19 protein-coding genes and 1 pseudogene are annotated in these 22,412 nt (G+C 62.1%); 6 read left to right on the top strand and 14 right to left on the bottom strand.

The genetic code is table 11. The features are described from left to right. Nucleotides 1-129 precede the first annotated feature (129 nt). From LCH64_RS14095 to LCH64_RS14160, 14 genes and pseudogenes are all read right to left on the bottom strand, one after another. Entirely contained in the window at nt 130-1,407 is a 1,278-nt protein-coding gene (locus LCH64_RS14095; protein ID WP_003222055.1) for a flavohemoglobin expression-modulating QEGLA motif protein, read from the bottom strand. Between the two features lie 24 nt (nt 1,408-1,431). Then, nucleotides 1,432-1,986, bottom strand: coding sequence for a hypothetical protein (locus LCH64_RS14100; protein WP_003222053.1), 555 nt, complete (start codon nt 1,984-1,986; stop codon nt 1,432-1,434). Nucleotides 1,987-2,145: 159 nt separating this feature from the next. Then, entirely contained in the window at nt 2,146-2,859 is a 714-nt protein-coding gene (locus LCH64_RS14105) for a TetR family transcriptional regulator (RefSeq protein WP_003222051.1), read from the bottom strand. A 105-nt stretch (nt 2,860-2,964) separates the two neighbouring features. After that, a complete protein-coding gene (lysS, locus tag LCH64_RS14110; protein WP_003222049.1) occupies nt 2,965-4,467 on the bottom strand; it encodes a lysine--tRNA ligase in 1,503 nt (500 codons plus the stop codon). Between the two features lie 112 nt (nt 4,468-4,579). Then, a protein-coding gene (gene prfB, locus LCH64_RS14115; RefSeq protein WP_103485386.1) for a peptide chain release factor 2 occupies nt 4,580-5,675 on the bottom strand; the annotation gives its coding sequence in 2 pieces (ribosomal slippage) (nt 4,580-5,602 and nt 5,604-5,675; 1,095 coding nt in all). 121 nt (nt 5,676-5,796) lie between these two features. Continuing rightward, a pseudogene (locus tag LCH64_RS28365) lies at nt 5,797-5,886 on the bottom strand (metal ABC transporter ATP-binding protein); the annotation flags it as partial. 15 nt (nt 5,887-5,901) lie between these two features. Next, nucleotides 5,902-6,903 carry a PleD family two-component system response regulator gene (locus LCH64_RS14125; RefSeq protein ID WP_003222045.1) on the bottom strand — a complete coding sequence of 334 codons (1,002 nt, stop codon included), beginning with the start codon at nt 6,901-6,903 and terminating at the stop codon, nt 5,902-5,904. A gap of 48 nt (nt 6,904-6,951) precedes the next feature. Then, nucleotides 6,952-7,962: a chemotaxis response regulator protein-glutamate methylesterase gene (locus tag LCH64_RS14130; RefSeq protein ID WP_103485385.1), complete on the bottom strand. Its 1,011-nt coding sequence runs from the start codon at nt 7,960-7,962 to the stop codon at nt 6,952-6,954. Continuing rightward, nucleotides 7,959-10,247, bottom strand: a complete 2,289-nt coding sequence (locus tag LCH64_RS14135; RefSeq protein WP_226500555.1) for a hybrid sensor histidine kinase/response regulator — start codon at nt 10,245-10,247, stop codon at nt 7,959-7,961. Before LCH64_RS14135 ends, LCH64_RS14130 begins: the two co-directional genes overlap by 4 nt. Beyond that, entirely contained in the window at nt 10,244-10,939 is a 696-nt protein-coding gene (locus LCH64_RS14140) for a chemotaxis protein CheW (RefSeq protein ID WP_226500556.1), read from the bottom strand. The genes LCH64_RS14135 and LCH64_RS14140 overlap by 4 nt, the downstream gene beginning before the upstream one ends. Next, nucleotides 10,936-12,210: a protein-glutamate O-methyltransferase CheR gene (locus LCH64_RS14145; protein WP_226500557.1), complete on the bottom strand. Its 1,275-nt coding sequence runs from the start codon at nt 12,208-12,210 to the stop codon at nt 10,936-10,938. The genes LCH64_RS14140 and LCH64_RS14145 overlap by 4 nt, the downstream gene beginning before the upstream one ends. Next, nucleotides 12,207-12,725 carry a chemotaxis protein CheW gene (locus LCH64_RS14150; RefSeq protein WP_226500558.1) on the bottom strand — a complete coding sequence of 173 codons (519 nt, stop codon included), beginning with the start codon at nt 12,723-12,725 and terminating at the stop codon, nt 12,207-12,209. Before LCH64_RS14150 ends, LCH64_RS14145 begins: the two co-directional genes overlap by 4 nt. Further along, nucleotides 12,725-14,347 (bottom strand): methyl-accepting chemotaxis protein, encoded by a 1,623-nt coding sequence (locus LCH64_RS14155; RefSeq protein ID WP_003222034.1) that lies wholly within the window; start codon nt 14,345-14,347, stop codon nt 12,725-12,727. The genes LCH64_RS14150 and LCH64_RS14155 overlap by 1 nt, the downstream gene beginning before the upstream one ends. A 293-nt stretch (nt 14,348-14,640) precedes the next feature. After that, a complete protein-coding gene (locus LCH64_RS14160) occupies nt 14,641-15,363 on the bottom strand; it encodes a tellurite resistance TerB family protein (protein WP_226500559.1) in 723 nt (240 codons plus the stop codon). Between the two features lie 177 nt (nt 15,364-15,540). Between LCH64_RS14160 and LCH64_RS14165 the strand changes: the two genes are divergently transcribed. The 6 genes from LCH64_RS14165 to LCH64_RS14190 all read left to right on the top strand — a co-directional run bounded on the left by LCH64_RS14165 (nt 15,541) and on the right by LCH64_RS14190 (nt 22,278). Further along, nucleotides 15,541-16,455 (top strand): LysR family transcriptional regulator, encoded by a 915-nt coding sequence (locus LCH64_RS14165; protein ID WP_226500560.1) that lies wholly within the window; start codon nt 15,541-15,543, stop codon nt 16,453-16,455. Between the two features lie 130 nt (nt 16,456-16,585). After that, entirely contained in the window at nt 16,586-18,043 is a 1,458-nt protein-coding gene (locus LCH64_RS14170; protein ID WP_226500663.1) for a gamma-aminobutyraldehyde dehydrogenase, read from the top strand. An 85-nt stretch (nt 18,044-18,128) separates the two neighbouring features. Beyond that, the gene (ydcS, locus tag LCH64_RS14175; RefSeq protein WP_226500561.1) at nt 18,129-19,280 is read left to right on the top strand and encodes a putative ABC transporter substrate-binding protein YdcS; all 1,152 of its coding nucleotides are present in this window, start codon (nt 18,129-18,131) and stop codon (nt 19,278-19,280) included. A gap of 224 nt (nt 19,281-19,504) precedes the next feature. After that, nucleotides 19,505-20,542, top strand: coding sequence for an ABC transporter ATP-binding protein (locus tag LCH64_RS14180; RefSeq protein WP_134785514.1), 1,038 nt, complete (start codon nt 19,505-19,507; stop codon nt 20,540-20,542). 1 nt (nt 20,543) lies between these two features. After that, complete coding sequence (locus tag LCH64_RS14185; RefSeq protein WP_226500562.1) at nt 20,544-21,479, top strand: ABC transporter permease; 936 nt, start codon at nt 20,544-20,546, stop codon at nt 21,477-21,479. Continuing rightward, nucleotides 21,469-22,278: an ABC transporter permease gene (locus tag LCH64_RS14190; RefSeq protein ID WP_003222021.1), complete on the top strand. Its 810-nt coding sequence runs from the start codon at nt 21,469-21,471 to the stop codon at nt 22,276-22,278. The genes LCH64_RS14185 and LCH64_RS14190 overlap by 11 nt, the downstream gene beginning before the upstream one ends. The last annotated feature ends 134 nt before the right edge of the window (nt 22,279-22,412 follow it).

Consider the following 22,412-nt stretch of genomic DNA (forward strand, 5'->3'; position numbering starts at 1 on the left):
GGGTTGGAATACAGTCAAAAACTGTAGGAGTGAGCCTGCTCGCGATAGCAGTGTGTCAGGCGATATTTATGCTGATTGACTCACCGCTATCGCGAGCAGGCTCACTCCTACAGGGGGTCTGTGTGTGGTCTACAGGATATTGGAATAATCCGCCTCGATCCGGTCCAGGCTCAGGTGATTGAGGAAGTTGGAGAAGCACATCCACGCCGACAGCGCGTTCATGTCGCGAAACTGTTCCGGCAAATACTTGGGCGGCACCACCAGACCTTCATCGACCAACTGTCGCAGGGTACGCATGTCCTCCAGGGTGGTCTTGCCGCAGAACAGCAGCGGCACCTGTTCGAGCTTGCCTTTACGCACGGCCAACTGAATGTAGTTGTAAACCATGATAAAGCCCTTGAGATAGGACAAGTCTTTGGTGAATGGCAGGCCGGTCGGCGTCGAACCACGGAACACCCGGCTGGCGTTGCCGTAGCTTTCGGCCATTTCGAAGCCCTGCTCGCGGAAGAACTCGAACACCTGCAAGAAGTCCGCGCCCTCCTCGACCATGTGAATCGCGCGGGTACGGTTGGTCAGCTTGCGCAGGCGACTCGGGTAGGAGGCGAAGGTGATGATTTCCATCAGGATCGCCAGGCCTTCCTGGGTTACCGTCGACGAGGGCGGCCCCTTGGACAGGAAGGTGCAGATCGGCTGGTTCAGACCGTTGAGGGTGGTGCCGACATGCACCAGGCCTTCGTGGACTTCCAGTGCGCGCACGTCGCGGTCGTTGAACAGCGCGTCGGTGCGGATCTTGATGTAGTCGGCGCCCGCCGCCGCGTCGGCGACAATCCCGTCGGATTCGAACACGCGGATGGTTTCCTCGGCCTCGCCGAACACCTTGTTCAAACGCGTTTGCAGCAGGTGCACGGCGTCCTTGGCGGTGAGGATCTTCGGCTCGTCCTTCAGGTCGCCCCGGCCATCAATGTTGTTCAGGTAGTCGGACATCATCAGGCCGAGGTCGGCCAGGGTCGGGTCGCCGGCGTGAAACGCATCGGAGGCGGCGCCGTACAGCTCTTGCGAGATCAGGCCGAAATCCTCGGTACCGCGCGCTTCGAGCATGCGCACCACCATGCGGTATTCCTTGCACATGCGCCGCATGATCTGCCCGACCGGGTTGAACTGGCCGAGCTGGCGGGTGATGTCGCGCTCGATGTTCTGGAATTCCAGTTTGACCTTGCTCGAATCGAAGGACAGCGGCCGATTGAGGTAGTAGTCGCGATCCACCGCCGGCATTTCCTTGCCCTTGGCCTTGAGAAAACCCTTGCGGATATTCTCGTCCCACTTCACCGCATCGAGCACGCGGATCGGCGTCTGCGCCAGCACAATGCGATCGGACAGCGTGCGTATCGTCTGCTGGTAATCGTCCACCCGAAACTCCTGTAGAAAACTGAATTATTTGGCGCGGGCCTGGCGCTGATAGCGCGCGGCTTCGACGAATGCATCGGAATTGGCCGGATCGTCGAGGTAAGCAAAGACCTTGTCGAGACTGCTGTCGACCTGCACGCCGTCACCATCGTCGGTCGGGAATGGCTGACCGTCGAGGGTTTTCTGTTTGATCGCCTGATTGATCTGTTCGAGGTCGAGGCTGTACACCACCAACTCGTGTTTGTCGGTGAGTTCGAAACCGGCGATGGTGTATTGGCCACCGTAACGCGCCGGCACTTTCGCCGACAGATACCAGCGACTGCCATGGTGCGACACGGTGAACGGGTAAGCCTCGCGCTCGTGGGGTCTGGCCTTGAACCAGGTGATGGCCTGATAGCGATCAGTGCCGACGCGGGTCAGCTCAAGGTTCATCGGCTCGCCCCAGGCATTGGTGCTCGACCATGTGCCCAGCAACCCCTTGGGCGCCGGGGCACTGGCAGGCAGCGGATCCTTGAAGGTCACCAGACAGCCACTGAGCAGCAGGAACGACAAGGCGATCAGCACGCCACGCCAGGCTTTCATTCAACACTCCCTATGAACACGCGTCGCCCTGATGATCCGGCTCAGTCCCCTTGTGGGAGCGGGCTTGCTCGCGAAGGCGGTGGGTCAGTCAACTGAATCGTTGAATGTGATACCGCATTCGCGAGCAAGCCCGCTCCCACAGGGGATTTCCATCAGCTGTCAGACCGAGGCGAGGACCAGATGCATATACCGCGTCAGAATCCCGAGCATGTCCTGTTCGGCCAAAGGCTCGGCGTCGTTGAGCAGGCCCTGATATTCCATCCGTCCGATAATCGCCGTCAACACCTTGGCATCTTGCTGCGGTTCACGCGAGCCCAATACCTGAAACAACTGGCAGGTGCCCTGCAGCAGAATCTGCTGATGGGAGCGCACCAGATCCGCCAGCCGCGGGTTGAGCAGCGCTTCCTGGCGGAACGCCTGCTCGGCCATCAGATGCTCGCGGCGATTGACCAGTTGCCGGTGCACGTAGTCAGCCATCAGCCGCGCGATGTCATCCGCCAGTTTCGAGCGCGACTCGGGGCTGCCGTCGCCACTGACGACCATCTCGCGCAGCAGGCCTTCGTTGTTGATCCACAGCTTGGCCATGTAGGCCGCGCTGCGCTCGACGTATTGAGCGAAGGTATCGGTGAGCAGGTCATCGATATCCTTGAAGTAATAGGTGGTGGCCGACAGCGGCACACCGGCCTCGGCCGCCACGGCGCGGTGGCGTACGGCACGCACGCCGTCACGCACGACGATGCGCATCGCCGCGTCGAGAATGTCCTGACGACGCTGCTCGCTGCCCTGTCGGCTGGCCTTGCGGCCCTGGTACTGAACACTTTCAGCGACCGCAGTGGCGATACCCGCTGCACCTTCTTGAGCGATTGCAACCATCACGACTGGACTTCCTCTGCTATTTCAAAAGTAACCAATTGATACATTTGTACCAGACAGGCAATAAAAAGCCGCCTGTTTTAGGCGGCTTTTTAACTGAAACGTTTACGCTTGCGGTCGCATGTGCGGGAACAGGATCACATCGCGGATCGACGGCGAGTTGGTCAGCAACATCACCAGACGGTCGATGCCGATACCTTCACCGGCCGTTGGCGGCATGCCGTACTCCAACGCACGCACGAAGTCGGCGTCGTAGTGCATGGCTTCGTCGTCGCCGGCGTCCTTGTCGGCCACCTGCGCCATGAAGCGCTCGGCCTGGTCTTCCGCGTCGTTCAACTCGGAGTAGGCGTTGGCGATTTCACGGCCGCCGATGAACAGCTCGAAACGGTCGGTGACGTTCGGGTTCTCGTCGTTACGACGGGCCAGCGGCGACACTTCGAACGGGTACTGGGTGATGAAGTGCGGCTGCTCCAGCTTGTGCTCGACCAGCTCTTCGAAAATCATCACCTGCAGCTTGCCCAGACCCTCGAAGCCCAGCACCTTGGCGCCGGCCTTCTTGGCGATGGCGCGGGCCTTGTCGATGTCGTTCAGGTCATCGGCGGTCAGCTCAGGGTTGTACTTGAGGATCGAGTCGAACACCGACAGACGGGCAAACGGCTCGCCGAAGTGGAACACCTTGTCGCCGTACGGCACGTCGGTGCTGCCCAGAACCAGCTGCGCCAGTTCGCGGAACAGTTCTTCGGTCAGGTCCATGTTGTCTTCGTAGTCGGCGTAAGCCTGATAGAACTCCAACATGGTGAATTCAGGGTTGTGACGAGTCGAAACGCCTTCGTTACGGAAGTTGCGGTTGATCTCGAACACTTTTTCGAAACCGCCAACCACCAGACGCTTGAGGTACAGCTCAGGCGCGATACGCAGGAACATTTCCATGTCGAGCGCGTTGTGGTGGGTTTCGAACGGCTTGGCTGCGGCGCCGCCAGGAATGGTCTGCAGCATCGGCGTTTCGACTTCGAGGAAGTCGCGCTTCATCAAGAAGCTGCGGATGTGCGCGATCACTTGCGAGCGTACGCGGAAGGTCTGGCGCACGTCTTCGTTGACGATCAGGTCAACGTAACGCTGACGGTAGCGTTGTTCGGTGTCGGTCAGGCCGTGGTGCTTGTCCGGCAGCGGGCGCAGCGACTTGGTCAGCAGGCGCACATTGGTCATTTCGACGTACAGGTCGCCCTTGCCGGAACGCGCAAGGGTGCCTTCGGCGGCAATGATGTCGCCCATGTCCCAGGTCTTGACCGCGGCCAGGGTGTCTTCGGACAGGGTTTTACGGTTGACGTAGACCTGGATGCGACCGGTCATGTCCTGGATCACCATGAACGAGCCACGGTTGAGCATGATGCGACCGGCAACCTTGACCGGGATAGCAGCCTCGGCCAGCTCTTCCTTGGTCTTGTCCGCGTACTTCTTCTGCAGATCTTCGCAGTAGTTTTCGCGGCGGAAGTCGTTCGGGAAGGCGTTGCCCTTGGCGCGCTCGGCAGCCAGCTTTTCCTTGCGCAGGGCGATCAGCGAGTTTTCTTCCTGTTGCAGGGCTTGCGGGTCGAGTTGTTGGTCGCTCATGTCTTTAGATATTCCATCAGGTTCGTTGCCCCCGGGCCTGGCGGCCCGGGAATCGCCAGCAGGGCTGGCTCCTACAGGGATCGCGTTGCATCAGCGCCCCTGTGTGCGTCTTTTACAGCCCCGACTTCAGGCTGGCTTCCAGGTATTCGTCGATGTCGCCGTCGAGCACCTTGTCGCAGTCGCTGCGTTCGATGTTGGTGCGCAGATCCTTGATCCGCGACGCGTCGAGCACGTACGAACGGATCTGGTGACCCCAGCCGATGTCCGACTTGGTGTCTTCCAGCGCCTGGGAAGCGGCGTTGCGCTTCTGCATTTCCTGCTCGTACAACTTGGCACGCAGCATTTTCATGGCGGTGTCCTTGTTGGCGTGCTGGGAACGCTCGTTCTGGCAGCTGACCACGGTGTTGGTCGGTACGTGGGTGATACGTACGGCCGAGTCGGTGGTGTTTACGTGCTGACCACCGGCACCGGAGGAACGATAGGTGTCGATCCGCAGGTCTGCCGGGTTGATTTCGATTTCGACCTTATCGTCGATCTCTGGCGAGACGAAAACGGCAGAGAACGAGGTGTGGCGACGGTTGCCGGAGTCGAACGGGCTCTTGCGCACCAGACGGTGCACGCCGATCTCGGTGCGCAGCCAGCCAAAGGCGTATTCGCCCTTGATGTGCACGGTCGCACCTTTGATACCGGCGACTTCACCGGCCGACAGCTCCATGATGGTCGCATCGAAACCGCGTTTGTCCGCCCAGCGCAGGTACATGCGCAGCAGGATGTTGGCCCAGTCCTGGGCCTCGGTACCGCCGGAGCCGGCCTGGATGTCCAGGTAGGCGTTGTTCGGGTCCATCTCGTGGCTGAACATGCGGCGGAATTCAAGCTTGGCGAGGTTTTCCTCGAGACGGGCCAGTTCGGCGACGACATCGCCCACTGCACCTTCGTCGTTTTCTTCGACAGCCATGTCCAGCAGGTCGCGGCAATCGGCCAGACCGCCGTTCAGTTCGTCGAGGGTGTCGACGATCTGCGCCAGCGCCGAGCGCTCGCGGCCCAGCTCCTGGGCGTATTCAGGTTTGTTCCAGACACTCGGATCTTCAAGCTCGCGATTGACCTCGGTCAGACGCTCATGCTTTTGATCGTAGTCAAAGATACCCCCGAATAGTTTCGGAGCGCTCGGACAGGTCCTTGATGGTGTTCAGGATCGGGTTGATTTCCATGACAGGCAGCACTCGTTGGCGAACTTTTGAAAGCCGGCGAGTATAACGTAATCAGGCTGTCACGGCAGCCCGTCTGGCGGCTGTTAAGGCGATTCACTTGACATGGCCTGACGCGCATCCTCTGTGGGAGCGGGCTTGCTCGCGAAGGCGGTGTGTCATTAAGCATCGATGTCGACTGATACTCCGCATTCGCGAGCAAGCCCGCTCCCACAGGGGGATTGCGAACCTATTCGATACCCACCTGATTACGCCCGTTGTTCTTCGCCAGGTACAACCCGCGATCCGCCGCCGAAATCAGCAGCCGGCAATCGCTGCCCGACTGCGGCACCATGGTCGCCAGGCCGATGCTGATGGTCAGGCTCGCCCCTTCGCTCGGGGTGTTGTGCGGAATCTTCAAGGCCGCCACGGTCTGGCGCAGTTTCTCCGCCACCAGGCGTGCGCCGCCCGGCGAGGTGTTCGGCAGCACCAGGGCGAACTCTTCACCGCCGTAGCGCGCCGGCAGATCCGACGGTCGGGCGCTGGCGTCGCGGATCGCCGTGGCGACCTTGCGCAGCGCCTCGTCGCCTTCGACGTGGCCAAAGCTGTCGTTGTAGGACTTGAAGTAATCGACGTCGATCATCAGCAGCGACAACTGGCTCTGATCACGCAACGACCGGCGCCATTCCAGCTCCAGGTACTCGTCGAAGTGCCGGCGGTTGGACAGCCCGGTCAGGCCGTCGGAGTTCATCAGCCGTTGCAGCACCAGGTTGGTGTCGAGCAACTGCTGCTGGCTGACGCGCAACGCACGGTACGCCGCATCCCGCTGCAGCAGGGTCATGTAGGAGCGCGAGTGGTAACGGATGCGCGCCACCAGCTCGATGGTGTCCGGCAGCTTCACCAGATAATCGTTGGCCCCGGCGGAGAACGCCGCACTCTTGATCAGCGGGTCTTCCTTGGTCGACAGGACGATGATCGGGATGTCCTTGGTCGCCGGGTGATTGCGGTACTCGCGCACCAGGCTCAGGCCGTCGAGGCCGGGCATCACCAGATCCTGCAGGATTACCGTCGGTTTGATCCGTACCGCCTGGGCGATGGCCTGGTGCGGGTCGGAGCAGAAGTGGAAGTCGATGTTCTCTTCATTCGACAGCCCACGGCGCACGGCCTCGCCGATCATCGCCTGATCGTCCACCAACAACACCATGGCGGCGTTTTCGTCGGTTTTAATGTCGTCGATCTGTAAATCATTCATGGGCGGTCACCTGAGTACTGCGGGGGCCAGGATTGCGGAATAGCCTGTTCATTTGGGGAAAACCTCCAGCAACCGTGGCGCGATCTTTTCCAGTGGACGGATTTCGACGGCAGCATCGATGGCCGCTGCTGCCTTCGGCATGCCGTACACCGCACTGCTTTGCTGGTCCTGCGCGATGGTCAGATAACCCTGCTGGCGCATGAGCTTAAGCCCTTGCGCCCCGTCGCGTCCCATTCCGGTCAATAAAACCCCGATCGCATCGCCGTTCCAATAACTGGCGACACTTTCGAAAAACACGTCGATCGAAGGTCGGTAGATCTCATTGACCGGCTCGGCGGTGTAGGCCAGCGTGCCGTTTTTCAATAAACGAATATGGTGGTTGGTGCCGGCCAGCAGCACCGCGCCAGCCTGCGGCGGCTCGCCTTCGCGGGCCAGGCGTACATCGAGGCCGCTGGCGCTGGCCAGCCATTCGGCCATGCCGGCAGCAAACACCTGATCCACGTGCTGCACCAGCACGATGGCCGCCGAGAAATTGCGCGGCAGGCCCTTGAGCAACACTTCCAGCGCTGCCGGTCCGCCGGCGGACGAGCCGATCGCCACCAGCCGCTTGCACGACGCCGAACTGCGGTGGGGCGTCGGCACCGGGCGCGAGCGCGGGGTTTTCTCGCCGATCAGCCAGCCAATGTTGAGGATCTTGCGCAGCAACGGCGCCGCCGCTTCCTGCGCGTTCCCCGCACCAATGGCTGGGGTATCGACCACGTCCAGCGCGCCATGGCCCATGGCTTCGAAGACCCTGTGCACGTTCTGCTGGCGGTCGACCGTGACGATGACGATGGCGCACGGGGTTTCGGCCATGATCCGCCGGGTAGCCTCGACGCCATCCATCACCGGCATGATCAGGTCCATCAGGATCAGATCCGGAGTGTTTTCGGCGCACAGTTGCACCGCCTCGGCGCCATCTCTGGCGACCCAGATCACCTGATGCGCCGGCTCGAAGGCCAGCGCACGGCGCAGCGCCTCTACCGCCAGGGGCATGTCGTTGACAATTGCGATTTTCATGCCCGCGCTCCTCCAATGAGCTCAACCACTGCATCAAGCAGGGCGTCGTCATGAAAACTGGCCTTGGCTAAATAATAGTCGGCGCCGGCATCCAGTCCACGACGCCGGTCCTCCTCACGATCCTTGTACGAGACCACCATCACCGGCAGCGATTGCAGACGGTTGTCACGGCGTAACAGGGTGACCAGCTCGATGCCGTCCATGCGCGGCATGTCGATGTCGGTGATCAGCAAATCGAAGTCCTCCGAACGCAAGGCGTTCCAGCCGTCCATGCCGTCTACCGCCACCGCCACGTCGTAGCCGCGATTGAGCAGCAGCTTGCGTTGCAGCTCGCGCACGGTCAGCGAGTCGTCGACCACCAGAATCCGCTTGCGCGCCACTTCGGCGGCCTGATTGCCATAGCGGGCGATACGTTCCAGACGCCCGGTATTGAGCAGTTTGTCCACCGACCGCAGCATGTCCTCGACATCGACGATCAGCACCACCGAACCGTCGTCGAGCAACGCCCCGGCGGAAATGTCCTGAACCTTGCCCAGCCGCTCATCCAGCGGCAGCACCACCAACGTGCGCTCGCCGACAAAACGCTCGACCGCCACGCCGTAGACCGCATCGCGCTCGCGGATCACCACGACCTTGAGGGTTTCGCTGCTGGTCTGACTGGCCGGACGATTCAACAACTGGCTGGCGGCGACCAGTCCGACGTGCCGGCCTTCGTGCCAGAAATGCTGGCGCCCCTCGATCTGCACGATGTCCTGTGGCTGCAGATCGCACATGCGCTCGATGTGCGCCAGCGGAAAGGCGTAGGCCTCTTCGCCGACTTCCACCACCAGACTGCGCACCACCGACAGGGTCAGCGGCACTTCCAGATGAAAGCGGCTGCCCTCGCCTGCCGTCTGCTCCAGCACCACCGCACCGCGCAACTGCCGCACCATGTGCTGCACCGCATCAAGACCGACGCCACGTCCAGACACTTCGGTGACCGTGTCGCGCAGGCTGAAGCCCGGCAGAAACAGGAATGTCAGCAGCTCGTCTTCGCTCAACTGCGCCGCCGTTTCGGCGGGCGAAAGCTGACGTTCGACGATGCTGCGGCGGACCTTTTCCAGATCAACGCCATTGCCGTCATCGCTCAATTCCAGCACCAGCAAACCAGCCTGATGCGAGGCACGCAGGCGGATCAGGCCTTCTTCGGACTTGCCTTTGAGCAGGCGTTGTTCCGGGGTTTCGATGCCGTGGTCGACCGCGTTGCGCAACAAATGAGTCAGCGGCGCTTCGAGTTTTTCCAATACGTCGCGATCGACCTGGGTCTTCTCGCCCTCGATCTCCAGCCGCACCTGTTTGCCAAGGCTGCGCCCCAGATCCCGGACCATGCGCACCTGCCCGGTGAGCACGTCGGCAAACGGGCGCATGCGGCAGGCCAGCGCGGTGTCGTAGAGCACCTGGGCGCGCTGGCTGGCTTGCCAGGCGAATTCGTCGAGTTCGGCGTTCTTTTCCGCGAGCAATTGCTGAGACTCGGCCAGCAAGCGGCGGGCATCTTCAAGGGCTTCCTGGGCTTCGAGGCTCAGCGCGTGTTCCTTGAGATGCACGTTGAGGCTTTCCAGTGCCCGCAGGCCGTTATTCTGCATGCGTTTGAGGCGCTGCATGGTCGCCAGATGCGGTTTGAGGCGCTGGGTTTCGACCAGCGATTTACTCGACAGGTCGAGCAGGCTGTTCAGGCGTTCGGCGGTAACCCGCAGCACCCGCTCGCCACCTTCGGTGGTGCGTTTGCTCTTGCGCGGAGCCGAATCGGACGCTTCCAGCGGTGTATCGATCACTGTCGCTGGAGGCTCAATCGGAGTCGGCGTTGGCGCCTGCATCTGCAACTCGGCCATCGGCGGCGGCGCCACTGCGGGCGGTGCCGAAGGGTCAAGCAGGCGCCCCATCAACGCCACATACGCTTCGATGTCCGGCGCTAGCGGGGCATTGGCCGGCGTGGCGATACGCATCAACAGATCGGTGCCCTGCAACAACGCATCGATGTGTTCGGGGCGCAGCAACAGCCGCCCTTCCTGAGCGCTGACCAGGCAATCTTCCATCACGTGGGCGACGCTGACACCGCTGTCGATTCCGACGATGCGCGCCGCGCCCTTGAGCGAGTGCGCCGCGCGCATGCACGATTCCAGATAATCGGCCTGGGTCGGATTGCGCTCCAGCGCCAGCAGCCCGCTGCTGAGCACCTGGGTCTGGGCCTCCGCTTCGAGACCGAACAGCTCCAGCAGCGAGGCGTCGCGCATTTGCTCGGGGGTCATGTGAGGCTCCGGGTCACGGCGGACAGCAGCTGTTCTTCATCCAGCCAACGCAGGCTGCGCCCCCGAAATTGCAGGACACCACGGGTGTATTTGGCGCTGGCGGTGCTGTGGTGTTCACCGCCGGCACGCGACGCGGCGTCGAGAATTTTTTCCTCGATGGCGTGGATACCGTCGACTTCGTCCACCGGCACCACCACCGGCCCGCCGTGGGCGGCGATGATCAGCATGCGCGGCATGATCCGCGCGCCGCTGGCCGGTGCGGCGTTGCCGTCCAGATCGAGCAGTTCGACCAGCGACAGGCAGGCGACCAACGCCCCGCGCACGTTCGCCACGCCAAGCAAGGCCCGCGAACGCTGATGCGGCAACGAGTGAATCGCCTGCAGCGGCGCCACCTCCACCAGAGTGCGGGTGGCCAGTCCCAGCCATTCCTCGCCGAGGCGGAACATCAGCAGCGAACGGGTTTTCACATCGGTTTCAACCGCCACGGCGACCGGATCGCGCTCGTCCTGCTGCAACGCATAGCGGTCGAGCAGACGGGTGGCGGCGGCGGAATACACCGCGCAGTTGCGGCAATGAATATGCTCGGCCAGCAACGGACAGGACTTGTCGCCATGAATGCCGATACGGTTCCAGCAATCATCGATGGCCCGGGCGTCTTCGTGGGTGACGTTCAAGGTGTCGGACGGGATCATCGTTTACGCTCACTGTCGGCGGTGCGGCCGCTGCGGGCGGCGCGTTCCTGCAATCGTCTGGCACCGGCGCTGTCACCCTGGGCCTGCAGCAAGGCAGCCAGGTGCATCAACGCTTCGGGGTGTTGCGGTTCAAGATACAAGGCCTTGCGGTAATAACTCTGGGCTTCGAGGGCGGCGCCGGCAACGTCGCTGAGCAGGCCGAGCCAGTAGAACACCTGGGCTACCGGTTCGTGACTGCGCAGGTACTGCTCACATGCCGCGCGGGCTTCGGCACTCTTGCCTTCGTTGGCCAGCGCAGCGATGTTGGCGAGCAAGGTCGCCGCGTCCGAGGTGGCGCTTTTGCTGTTGACGGGCAGCGGTGCAACGCTGGCAAACGGACGCGGGCGCACCGGCGGTGGCGGCGGCGGACTGCGCAACGGTTGGCGCACGGGCAATGGCGTGGGGGTCGGCAATGACACCGGCTCCGGCAGCGGATCATTGTGCCGACTGAAGGCAAACGACTGCGGGATGCCGATGGAGCGCATGCCCAGACGCCCGAGCAGACTGCCCTCGGCCGGGCCGATGAACAACACGCCATCAACGTGCGTCAGACGCTTGAGCACTTCGAACACCTGCTTCTGGGTCGGCTGGTCGAAATAGATCAAAAGGTTGCGGCAGAACACGAAATCGAACGGCGGCTCACCCGCCAGCAGCGTCGGATCCAGCACATTGCCGGCCTGCAGGCGCACCTGCTCGCGCACCGCTTCGTTGACCCGATGCCCCTCCGGCTCGGCGGTGAAATGACGCTCGCGATAGTCCAGATCCTGACCACGAAACGAGTTCTTGCCGTAAAGAGCCCGCCGCGCCTTGTCCACCGACAGCGGGCTGACGTCCATGCCGTCGACCTTGAACTGATGCGGTTTGAGACCGGCATCGAGCAAAGCCATGGCAATCGAATAGGGTTCCTCGCCGGTCGAGCACGGCAAGCTGAGGATGCGCAGCGCGCGCATGTTGTTCAATTGGTCCAGACGCTTGCGCGCCAGCTTGCCAAGCGTGGCGAAGGATTCCGGGTAACGGAAAAACCAGGTTTCGGGGACGATCACCGCTTCGATCAACGCTTGCTGCTCGTCACGCGAGCCTTGCAGCAGTTGCCAGTACTCATCGCTGTGCGCCGCTTGCGAAAGCGTGGTGCGCTGACGCACCGCCCGCTCGATGATCGCCGGGCCCACCGAGGTGACATCCAGACCGATGCGTTCCTTGAGGAAATCGAAAAAACGCTGGTCGCTGCTCATGACTGCGCCTCAGGCGGCGCCGGAAACAGCAGGCTGCGCACCGCGTCATCCAGCAAGTCGTTGACCCGCACCCACTGCACCAGTCCCTGGGCATCTTCGCGCACCGGGCCGAGGTATGGCGCCTGACGATTGTCCAGGCCATAAGGCTGGAAATCTTTAGGGTTGCAGCGCAGGGTGTCGGTCGCCTGCTCAAGGATCAGCCCGAGCCAGCGCGACGGCTGCCGTTCATCCGGGCGGTAATGCACCAGCACCAGCCGCGTACTGGTGCGCGCCTCGGCAGGCTGGCCGAAGGTCAGCGCACTGAGGTCGAGCGCCGGTACCACCGTACCGCGATAGGCGAACACCCCGGCGACCCAGTGCGGTGCCTGGGCAATCGGCTTCAACGGCAGGCGCGGCAGCACTTCCGCCACCTCGGTGGCGCGCAGGGCGTAACGTTCGTTGCCGATGCGAAACAGCAGGAACAACGCCTGCTTCGCCACTGGCGCAGCGCTGCGTTTGGCGGTGATTTCGCTCATCAGACTTTGAATCGCGAAACGCCGCTGCGCAGCCCGACGGCCACCTGGCTCAGTTCGTCAATGGCGAAACTGGCCTGACGCAACGACTCGACAGTCTGGCTGCTCGCATCGCCCAACTGCACCAGCGCGTGGTTGATCTGCTCGGCACCGGTGGCCTGGGCCTGCATGCCTTCGTTGACCATCAACACCCGCGGCGCCAGCGCCTGCACCTGATGGATGATCTGCGACAGCTGCTCGCCGACCTGCTGCACTTCGGACATGCCACGGCGCACTTCTTCAGAGAACTTGTCCATGCCCATCACGCCGGCGGACACCGCCGACTGGATCTCGCGAACCATTTGTTCGATGTCGTAAGTGGCGACGGCGGTCTGATCCGCCAGACGCCGCACTTCGGTGGCGACCACGGCAAAACCGCGACCGTATTCACCGGCCTTCTCGGCCTCGATGGCGGCGTTGAGCGACAGCAGGTTGGTCTGGTCGGCGACTTTTACGATGGTCACCACCACCTGATTGATGTTGCCGGCCTTCTCGTTGAGGATCGCCAGTTTGGCGTTGACCAGATCGGCCGCGCCCATCACCGAGTGCATGGTGTCTTCCATCCGCGCCAGACCTTGCTGGCCGGAACCGGCTAGCACCGAGGCCTGATCGGCGGCGGTGGACACTTCGGTCATGGTGCGCACCAGATCCCGCGAGGTGGCGGCGATCTCCCGCGAGGTCGCGCCGATCTCGGTGGTGGTGGCCGCAGTTTCGGTAGCGGTGGCCTGTTGCTGCTTGGAAGTGGCGGCGATTTCGGTCACCGAGGTGGTCACCTGCACCGAGGAGCGCTGGGCCTGGGACACCAGCGAAGTCAGCTCGGTCATCATGTCGTTGAAGCCGGTTTCCACCGCGCCGAACTCGTCCTTGCGGTCGAGGTTCAGACGGCTGCTCAGGTCGCCGGTACGCATGATTTCGAGGATTTTCACGATGCGGTTCATCGGCGCCATGATCGCGCGCATCAGCAGCAGACCGCAGGCACCGGCCGCCAGCACCGCCACCAGCAGCGAGACGAACATGCTGACCTTGGCTGCCGCCACAGCTTCGTCGATGTTGGCCATGGCCTGATCGGCAACCTTCTTGTTCTCGCCGATGATGTCATTGAGTTTCATGCGGCCGGTGTACCACGCCGGGGTCAGCTTCTCGGTGAACAGCTTGACCGCCTCGGCTTCCAGGTTGCGCTTGTGCAAGTCGAGCACCTGATCCTGGATCTGCATGTAGACGTCGTGGTCTTTCTCGAACGCGGCGAACTCGACCCGGTCTTCATCGGTGGTGACGGTGTTGCGGTAGTTGGCCATCTGCTCTTGCAGGCGCGTCTCGAACGCCTTGTAGTCCGCTGCGTCTTCGCTGCTGATGCCCTGCCCTTCCTTGAGGCCGAGCAGTTCCTGGGTCTGCAGATAGCTGTCGACCCAGGCGCCACGAATCATCGAGCTGTAATAGACGCCGGGCACCGCGTCGTCACGCACACTGCTTTCACTGGCTTCGATCTTCAGCAAGCGTGAATACGAAACAACGACCATCAGCAACATGATGGCGATAATCACCGCAAAGCTCGCCAAAATGCGTTGGCGCAACGTCCAGTTCTTCACAGTGAGTCCTCGTGCCTAAGTCGAAATGCGGGGAGTATAGCCGAGGGCGGTGTTTCATTTATAAGACGCTTTTTAACCCTCGGGCCCGCCCGACGTGCTTGGCGGGAAGGCTCTGGGGTGGGACTGTCCGACAATCCCGGGCTGGCGTGCCAGCGATGGAATGGCAAAAAGGGGCGATGGATCGGCCATTGCTGTTGTTGTGAGGCTGGAAAGCAATCGCGAGCAGGCTCACTCCTACAAGGGAACGCATTCCAAAGGAAGGAGCGAGCCTGCTCGCGAAGGGCCCGCCGGCATTACGCAGCGGTCAAGCGCACCTGTTTCTCCAGTTCTACCTTCAATCCCGGCTCCAGCTTGAGTTGCTTCGCCAACTCTTCCAGATAGGCCTTTTCCATAAAGCTTTCCTCATCCACCAACATCACACTGGCGATGTACATCTCCGCGGCCATTTCCGGGGTGCCGGCGGCGCGGGCGACATCGGCTGGGTCGAGGGGTTTGTTGAGTTCGGCGTGCAGCCAGTGTTGCAGTTCCTGATCGTTGTCGAGTTTGGTGAACTCGCCTTCGATCAACTGGCGCTCACGGTCATCAATGTGGCCGTCAGCCTTGGCGGCGGCGACCAGTGCTTTGAGAATCGCCTGGCTGTGTTGCTCGGCTTGCGCGGGTGGCAGTCGATCCAGCGTCTGCGGTTCGTTTTGTGGGGCGGTGCCTTTTTGCGCGTTCCAGTTGCCGTAAGCCTTATAGGCCAGCACACCAAGGGCAGCGAGGCCACCGTAGACCGCAACTTTACCGCCGACCTTGCGCGCTTTTTTGCTGCCGAGCAGCAGGCCCATCGCCCCGGCAGCCAACGCGCCACCGCCCGCCCCCGAGAGCAGGCCACCCAGCGCACCAGCGCCTGAAGTGCCACCGAGCAAACCGCCCAGGCCACCAGCCGCCGGTTTGTTCTGCGCGCCACCGGCCTTGTTCTGCAACAGATCCTGGCCGGACTTGAGTAGTTGATCGAGCAATCCACGGGTGTTCATGTTCAGCCTCCAAAACAGGGGTTATCCGGATCTATCAGGCCCTCAGCCTAGTTCGAAAGTGCCCCGGCCCGGCCTGCGAGTGTGCTTCCAGATGTTGCTCCGCCTGCACCAGCCCTTCGTGAAAATAGATATACACTCCAGCCAATCTATAAAAACCGCCCACCGGGTACCCTGCTCATGATGACCCTGCGTCAGATCCGTCACTTCATCGCGGTGGCCGAGACCGGCTCGATTTCCGCGGCGGCGCAAACCGCGTTCATTTCCCAATCGACGTTGACCCTGGCGATCCAGCAACTGGAGGAGGAAATCGGCGTCAGCCTGTTCAGCCGTCACGCCAAGGGCATGACCCTGACTCATCAGGGCCATCAGTTCCTGCGTCAGGCGCACCTGATTCTGGCCACGGTGGATAACGCCAAGCGCAGCCTGCAACAAAGCACCGATCAGGTTGCCGGGCAGTTGATCGTCGGGGTGACCAGTCTGGTCGCCGGTTACTACCTCGCCGATCTGCTCACCCGCTTTCAGCGCGCCTACCCCAATGTCGAAATCCGCGTGATGGAGGACGAGCGCCCCTACATCGAGCACCTGTTGGTCAGCGGCGAGATCGATATTGGCGTACTGATCCTCTCCAACCTCGAAGACCGTCACGCCTTGCAGACCGAAGTGCTGACCCACTCGCCGCACCGTCTGTGGCTGCCGGCCCAGCATCCATTGCTGGAACACGACAGCATCAACCTCGCCGACGTCGCTCGCGAGCCGCTGATTCAACTGAACGTCGACGAGATGGATCGCAATGCCCAGCGCTTGTGGCGCGGCGCCGGGCTGCAACCGAAGATCACCCTGCGCACGGCCTCCACCGAAGCGGTGCGAAGCCTCGTAGCGGCGGGTCTGGGCGTATCGATTCAACCGGACATGACTTACCGCCCGTGGTCACTGGAAGGCGACATCATCGAAGCGCGGCCGATTGCCGACCTCAACCAGACCCTCGATGTCGGTTTGGCCTGGCGCCGAGGGACAGCGCGCCCCGCGCTGGTTGATCCATTCCTGACCGTGGCCCGCGAACAACCGCACGGCGGACGCAAGCCATCTATTTAATCGAATGCCACCTTCAGTATTTAGAATTTGTCGACCTCGGAGCCGCGCACTAGTCTTGCAGCATCTATAAGACGGTCGGCTCCCGGGCACGGGAGCAACAATGACCACACAAGAAAAGAGATCGCGGAAAATGGCTGGCGTGCAGACCCCGATGTGTACCGCGTTGTTGATCGACGGCGAACTGGTCGCCGGGCAAGGTTTTGTCGAACCGATCCTCAACCCGGCCACCGGTGAAATCCTCACCCACATCGCCGAGGCTAGCACTGAGCAAGTCGAAACTGCGATCCTCGCCGCCCACCGCGCCCTTGCCGAATGGTCACGGACCACGCCACAGCAACGCTCGAACCTGCTGCTGGAAATCGCCAACGCGGTGGAAAAACACGCCGACTACCTCGCCCGCCTCGAATCCTTGAACTGCGGCAAGCCGCTGCACCTGGCGCGGCAGGACGATCTGACCGCCACCGTCGACGTGTTCCGCTTCTTTGCCGGCGCCGTGCGCTGCCAGACCGGTCAGCTCAGCGGTGAATACCTGCCGGGCTACACCAGCATGGTGCGCCGCGATCCGATTGGCGTCGTGGCCTCGATTGCGCCGTGGAACTACCCGATCATGATGGCCGCGTGGAAAATCGCCCCGGCCCTCGCCGCCGGCAACACCCTGGTGTTCAAGCCATCCGAACACACGCCGCTGTCGATCCTCGCGCTGGCGCCCGCACTGGCCGAGATCCTGCCGCGCGGGGTGATCAACATCATCTGCGGCGGTGGCGAAGGCGTCGGCAGTCATCTGGTCGGTCACGCCAAGGTGCGCATGGTCTCGCTGACCGGCGATATCGTCACCGGGCAGAAGATCCTTCAGGCGGCGGCAAAAACCCTCAAGCGCACGCATCTGGAACTCGGCGGCAAAGCCCCGGTGATCGTCTGCAACGACGCCGACATTCAAGCGGTGGTCGACGGCGTGCGCACTTACGGTTACTACAACGCCGGGCAGGACTGCACCGCCGCGTGCCGGATCTACGCGCAGGCCGGGATTCACGACAAACTGGTCGCCGAACTCGGCGCAGCGGTCAGCAGCCTGCGCTTCGCCGGCAAGCGCGATGCCGACAACGAGATCGGTCCGCTGATCAGCACCCGCCAGCGCGACCGCGTCGCCAGTTTCGTCGAGCGCGCCCTCGGTCAACCGCACATCGAGCGGGTGACTGGCGCGGCGGTGCATTCCGGCGCTGGTTTCTTTTACCAACCGACGCTGCTCGCTGGCTGCAAACAGAGCGATGAAATCGTCCAGCGCGAAGTGTTCGGCCCGGTGGTCACCGTGACCCGCTTCGACGAACTCGCGCAAGCGGTGGACTGGGCCAACGACTCCGAATACGGCCTCGCGTCGTCGGTATGGACGCAGAATCTGGACAAGGCGATGCAGGTCGCCGCCCGTTTGCAGTACGGCTGCACCTGGATCAACAGCCACTTCATGCTGGTCAGCGAAATGCCCCACGGCGGGCTGAAACGTTCGGGTTACGGCAAAGACTTATCCAGTGATTCGTTGCAGGACTACAGCGTGGTGCGGCACATCATGGCCCGCCACGGCCAGCATCTCTGACTACGCTAATAACAAGCCGCAAAACGGCATGGCTTCACCGCGTTCACAACTGCCCCGACCATAATTTAAAGAAGAGGGTTCAACCATGTTCGTGCACAAGACCGCACTGCTCAGTGCAATCACCACAGCCCTGCTGGCCAGCGCCAGCCTGCAAGCTGCCGAGCCGCTGAAGGCGGTCGGCGCCGGCGAAGGTCAGTTGGATATCGTGGCCTGGCCGGGCTACATCGAACGTGGCGAAAGCGACAAGGCCTACGACTGGGTGAGCGGTTTCGAGAAGGAAACCGGCTGCAAGGTCAACGTCAAGACCGCTGCCACCTCCGACGAGATGGTCAGCCTGATGGCCAAGGGCGGTTACGACCTGGTCACCGCCTCGGGCGATGCCTCGTTGCGCCTGATCGTCGGCAAGCGCGTGCAACCGATCAACACCGCGTTGATCCCGAACTGGAAAACCCTCGACCCACGTCTGAAAGATGCGCCGTGGTACGTGGTCAACAACCAGACCTACGGCACCCCGTATCAGTGGGGCCCGAACGTGCTGATGTACAACACTAACGTGTTCAAGACCGCGCCAACCAGCTGGAGCGTAGTGTTCGCGGCTCAGGAGCTGCCCGATGGCAAGCCGAACAAGGGCCGCGTGCAAGCGTATGACGGGCCGATCTACATCGCCGATGCGGCGTTGTACCTGAAGACTGCCAAGCCTGAGCTGGGGATCAAGGATCCGTATCAACTGACCGAAGCGCAGTACAAAGCCGTGCTCGATCTGCTGCGCGCGCAGCAGCCGTTGATTCACCGCTACTGGCACGACACCACGGTGCAGATGAGTGACTTCAAGAACGAAGGTGTGGTGGCGTCGAGCGCGTGGCCGTATCAGGTCAACGGCCTGATCAACGAGAAACAACCGATCGCTTCGACCATCCCGAAAGAAGGCGCTACCGGTTGGGCCGACACCACCATGCTGCACGCCGAGGCCAAGCACCCGAACTGCGCGTACAAGTGGATGGACTGGTCGTTGCAGCCGAAAGTCCAGGGTGATGTGGCGGCGTGGTTTGGTTCCCTGCCAGCAGTGCCGGCGGCGTGCAAGGAGAGCGAACTGCTCGGCGCCGAGGGCTGCAAGACCAATGGCTTCGACCAGTTCGACAAGATCGCCTTCTGGAAAACCCCGCAGGCCGAGGGCGGCAAGTTCGTGCCTTATAGCCGCTGGACTCAGGACTACATTGCGATCATGGGCGGTCGCTGACACGCCGCTCACCGGTGGCGAGGGAGCTTGCTCCCGCTGGGTGGCGAAGCCGCCCCAAGACCTGTCAATGCGGTCTGCCAGTCAAATCGCATGTGGCCAATCCGGGAGTGCTGCGCACTCCAGCGGGAGCAAGCTCCCTCGCCACAAAAGCAACAAGATTCAGCTTTTTCAGAAGTCCAGGCAGGGCCGCTGCGACGGCCCGCGCCTTTTTGGAGCACCGCACCATGACGCTTGCAGTCCAGTTCACCAACGTTTCCCGGCAGTTCGGCGAAGTGAAAGCCGTTGACCGGGTTTCCATCGATATCCAGGACGGCGAGTTCTTTTCCATGCTCGGCCCTTCCGGCTCGGGCAAGACCACCTGCCTGCGCCTGATCGCCGGGTTCGAACAACCGAGTGCCGGCTCGATCCGCATTCACGGCGCCGAAGCCGCCGGTCTGCCGCCGTATCAACGTGATGTGAACACCGTCTTCCAGGATTACGCGCTGTTCCCGCACATGAACGTGCTGGACAACGTCGCCTACGGCTTGAAAGTCAAAGGCGTGAGCAAAACCGAGCGCCACAAGCGCGCCGAAGAGGCGTTGGACATGGTCGCCCTCGGTGGCTACGGCGCACGCAAACCGGTGCAGTTGTCCGGCGGTCAGCGCCAGCGTGTCGCCCTCGCCCGCGCCCTGGTCAATCGCCCACGGGTGCTGTTGCTCGATGAACCGTTGGGCGCTCTCGATCTGAAGTTGCGCGAACAGATGCAAAGTGAATTGAAGAAACTGCAGCGCCAGCTCGGCATCACCTTCATCTTCGTCACCCACGACCAGACCGAAGCGCTGTCGATGTCCGACCGCGTGGCGGTGTTCAACAAGGGCCGTATCGAGCAGGTCGACACCCCGCGCAATCTGTACATGAAACCCACTACAACCTTCGTCGCCGAATTCGTCGGTACTTCGAACGTGATTCGTGGCGATCTGGCGCGTCAGCTCAGCGGCCATCCGCAGCCGTTTTCGATTCGCCCCGAGCACGTGCGTTTCGCCGAAGGGCCGCTCGCCAGCCATGAAATCGAAGTCAGCGGTCTGCTCCACGACATCCAGTATCAGGGCAGCGCCACGCGCTATGAACTGACGCTGGAAAACGGCCAGACCCTGAGCATCAGCCACGCCAACAATCAGTGGATCGACAGCAGCGCGCAGCACCAGACCGGCCAGCGCCTGAGCGCTCGCTGGGCGCGGGAAGCGATGATTCCGCTGCACGATACCGTTGCGAGCGGGGTCTGACATGAGCACGCTCGCAATGACCCAGGCACCGCCCTTGCGCCGGTTTTCCAACCTGCTCTATCGCAAGCCGAATCTTTATCTGTCGCTGCTGCTGGTGCCGCCGTTGCTGTGGTTCGGCGCGATCTACCTCGGCTCGTTGCTGGTGCTGTTGTGGCAGGGTTTCTACACCTTCGACGACTTCACCATGGCGGTCACCCCTGACCTGACGCTGGCGAATTTTGCCGCGCTGTTCCAGCCGTCGAACTTCGACATCATCCTGCGTACGCTGAGCATGGCCATCATCGTGTCGATCGCCAGCGCCATCGTCGCGTTCCCGATTGCCTACTACATGGCGCGCTACACCACAGGCAAGACCAAGGCGTTTTTCTACATCGCGGTGATGATGCCGATGTGGGCCAGTTACATCGTCAAGGCCTACGCCTGGACGCTGCTGCTGGCCAAGGGCGGCGTCGCGCAATGGTTCGTGCAGCATCTGGGACTGGAGCCGGTGTTGCAGTTCATCCTCGGCATTCCCGGCGTCGGCGGCAGTACCTTGTCGACCTCGCATCTGGGGCGCTTCATGGTGTTCGTCTACATCTGGCTGCCGTTCATGATCCTGCCGATTCAGGCGTCGCTGGAGCGTCTGCCGCCGTCACTGCTGCAAGCCTCTGCCGACCTCGGCGCCAAGCCGCGCCAGACCTTCATGCAGGTGATTTTGCCGTTGTCGATCCCGGGGATTGCTGCCGGTTCGATCTTCACGTTTTCGCTGACCCTGGGCGATTTCATCGTGCCGCAACTGGTGGGCCCGCCGGGCTACTTCGTCGGCAGCATGGTCTACGCGCAGCAAGGTGCGATCGGCAACATGCCGATGGCCGCGGCGTTCACGTTGGTGCCGATTGTGTTGATCGCGGTTTACCTGTCCATCGTCAAACGTCTGGGGGCCTTCGATGCACTCTGAGCGCGCTTCACTGGGTCTGCGCATCGCCGCCTGGGGCGGGTTGGTGTTCCTGCACTTCCCGATCCTGATCATCTTCCTTTACGCCTTCAACACCGAGGAAGCCGCATTCAGCTTTCCGCCGAAGGGCTTCACCCTGCACTGGTTCAGCGTGGCGTTTTCACGGCCGGATGTGCTGGAGGCGATCAAGCTCTCGCTGCAGATTGCCGCCATCGCCACGTTGATCGCGATGGTGCTCGGCACGCTGGCTTCGGCAGCGTTGTACCGTCGCGATTTCTTTGGCAAACAGGGCATTTCGCTGATGCTGATTTTGCCGATCGCCCTGCCGGGGATCATCACCGGGATCGCGCTGCTGGCAACGTTCAAGACGCTGGGGATCGAGCCGGGGATGTTCACCATCATCGTCGGCCACGCGACCTTCTGTGTGGTGATCGTCTACAACAACGTCATCGCCCGCCTGCGCCGCACGTCGCACAGCCTGATCGAAGCCTCGATGGACCTCGGCGCCGACGGCTGGCAGACCTTTCGCTACATCATCCTGCCGAACCTCGGCTCGGCGTTGCTGGCCGGCGGCATGCTGGCGTTTGCGCTGTCGTTCGACGAGATCATCGTCACCACCTTCACCGCCGGGCATGAGCGCACGTTGCCGTTGTGGCTGCTCAACCAGCTCAGCCGCCCACGGGATGTGCCGGTGACCAACGTGGTCGCCATGCTGGTGATGATGGTGACCATGCTGCCGATTCTCGGCGCGTATTACCTGACCCGGGGTGGCGAGAGCGTCGCCGGTAGCGGCGGGAAATGAATATCTGACAGACACCAAAATCCCCCTGTGGGAGCGGGCTTGCTCGCGAAGAGGCCGTCACATCCAACATCGATGTTGACTGACACAGCGCTTTCGCGAGCAAGCCCGCTCCCACCGTTTCAATCCGGTTTCGA

Source organism: Pseudomonas sp. MWU16-30322 (assembly GCF_020515535.1).
In the GTDB taxonomy this organism is placed as follows: domain Bacteria; phylum Pseudomonadota; class Gammaproteobacteria; order Pseudomonadales; family Pseudomonadaceae; genus Aquipseudomonas; species Aquipseudomonas fluorescens_H.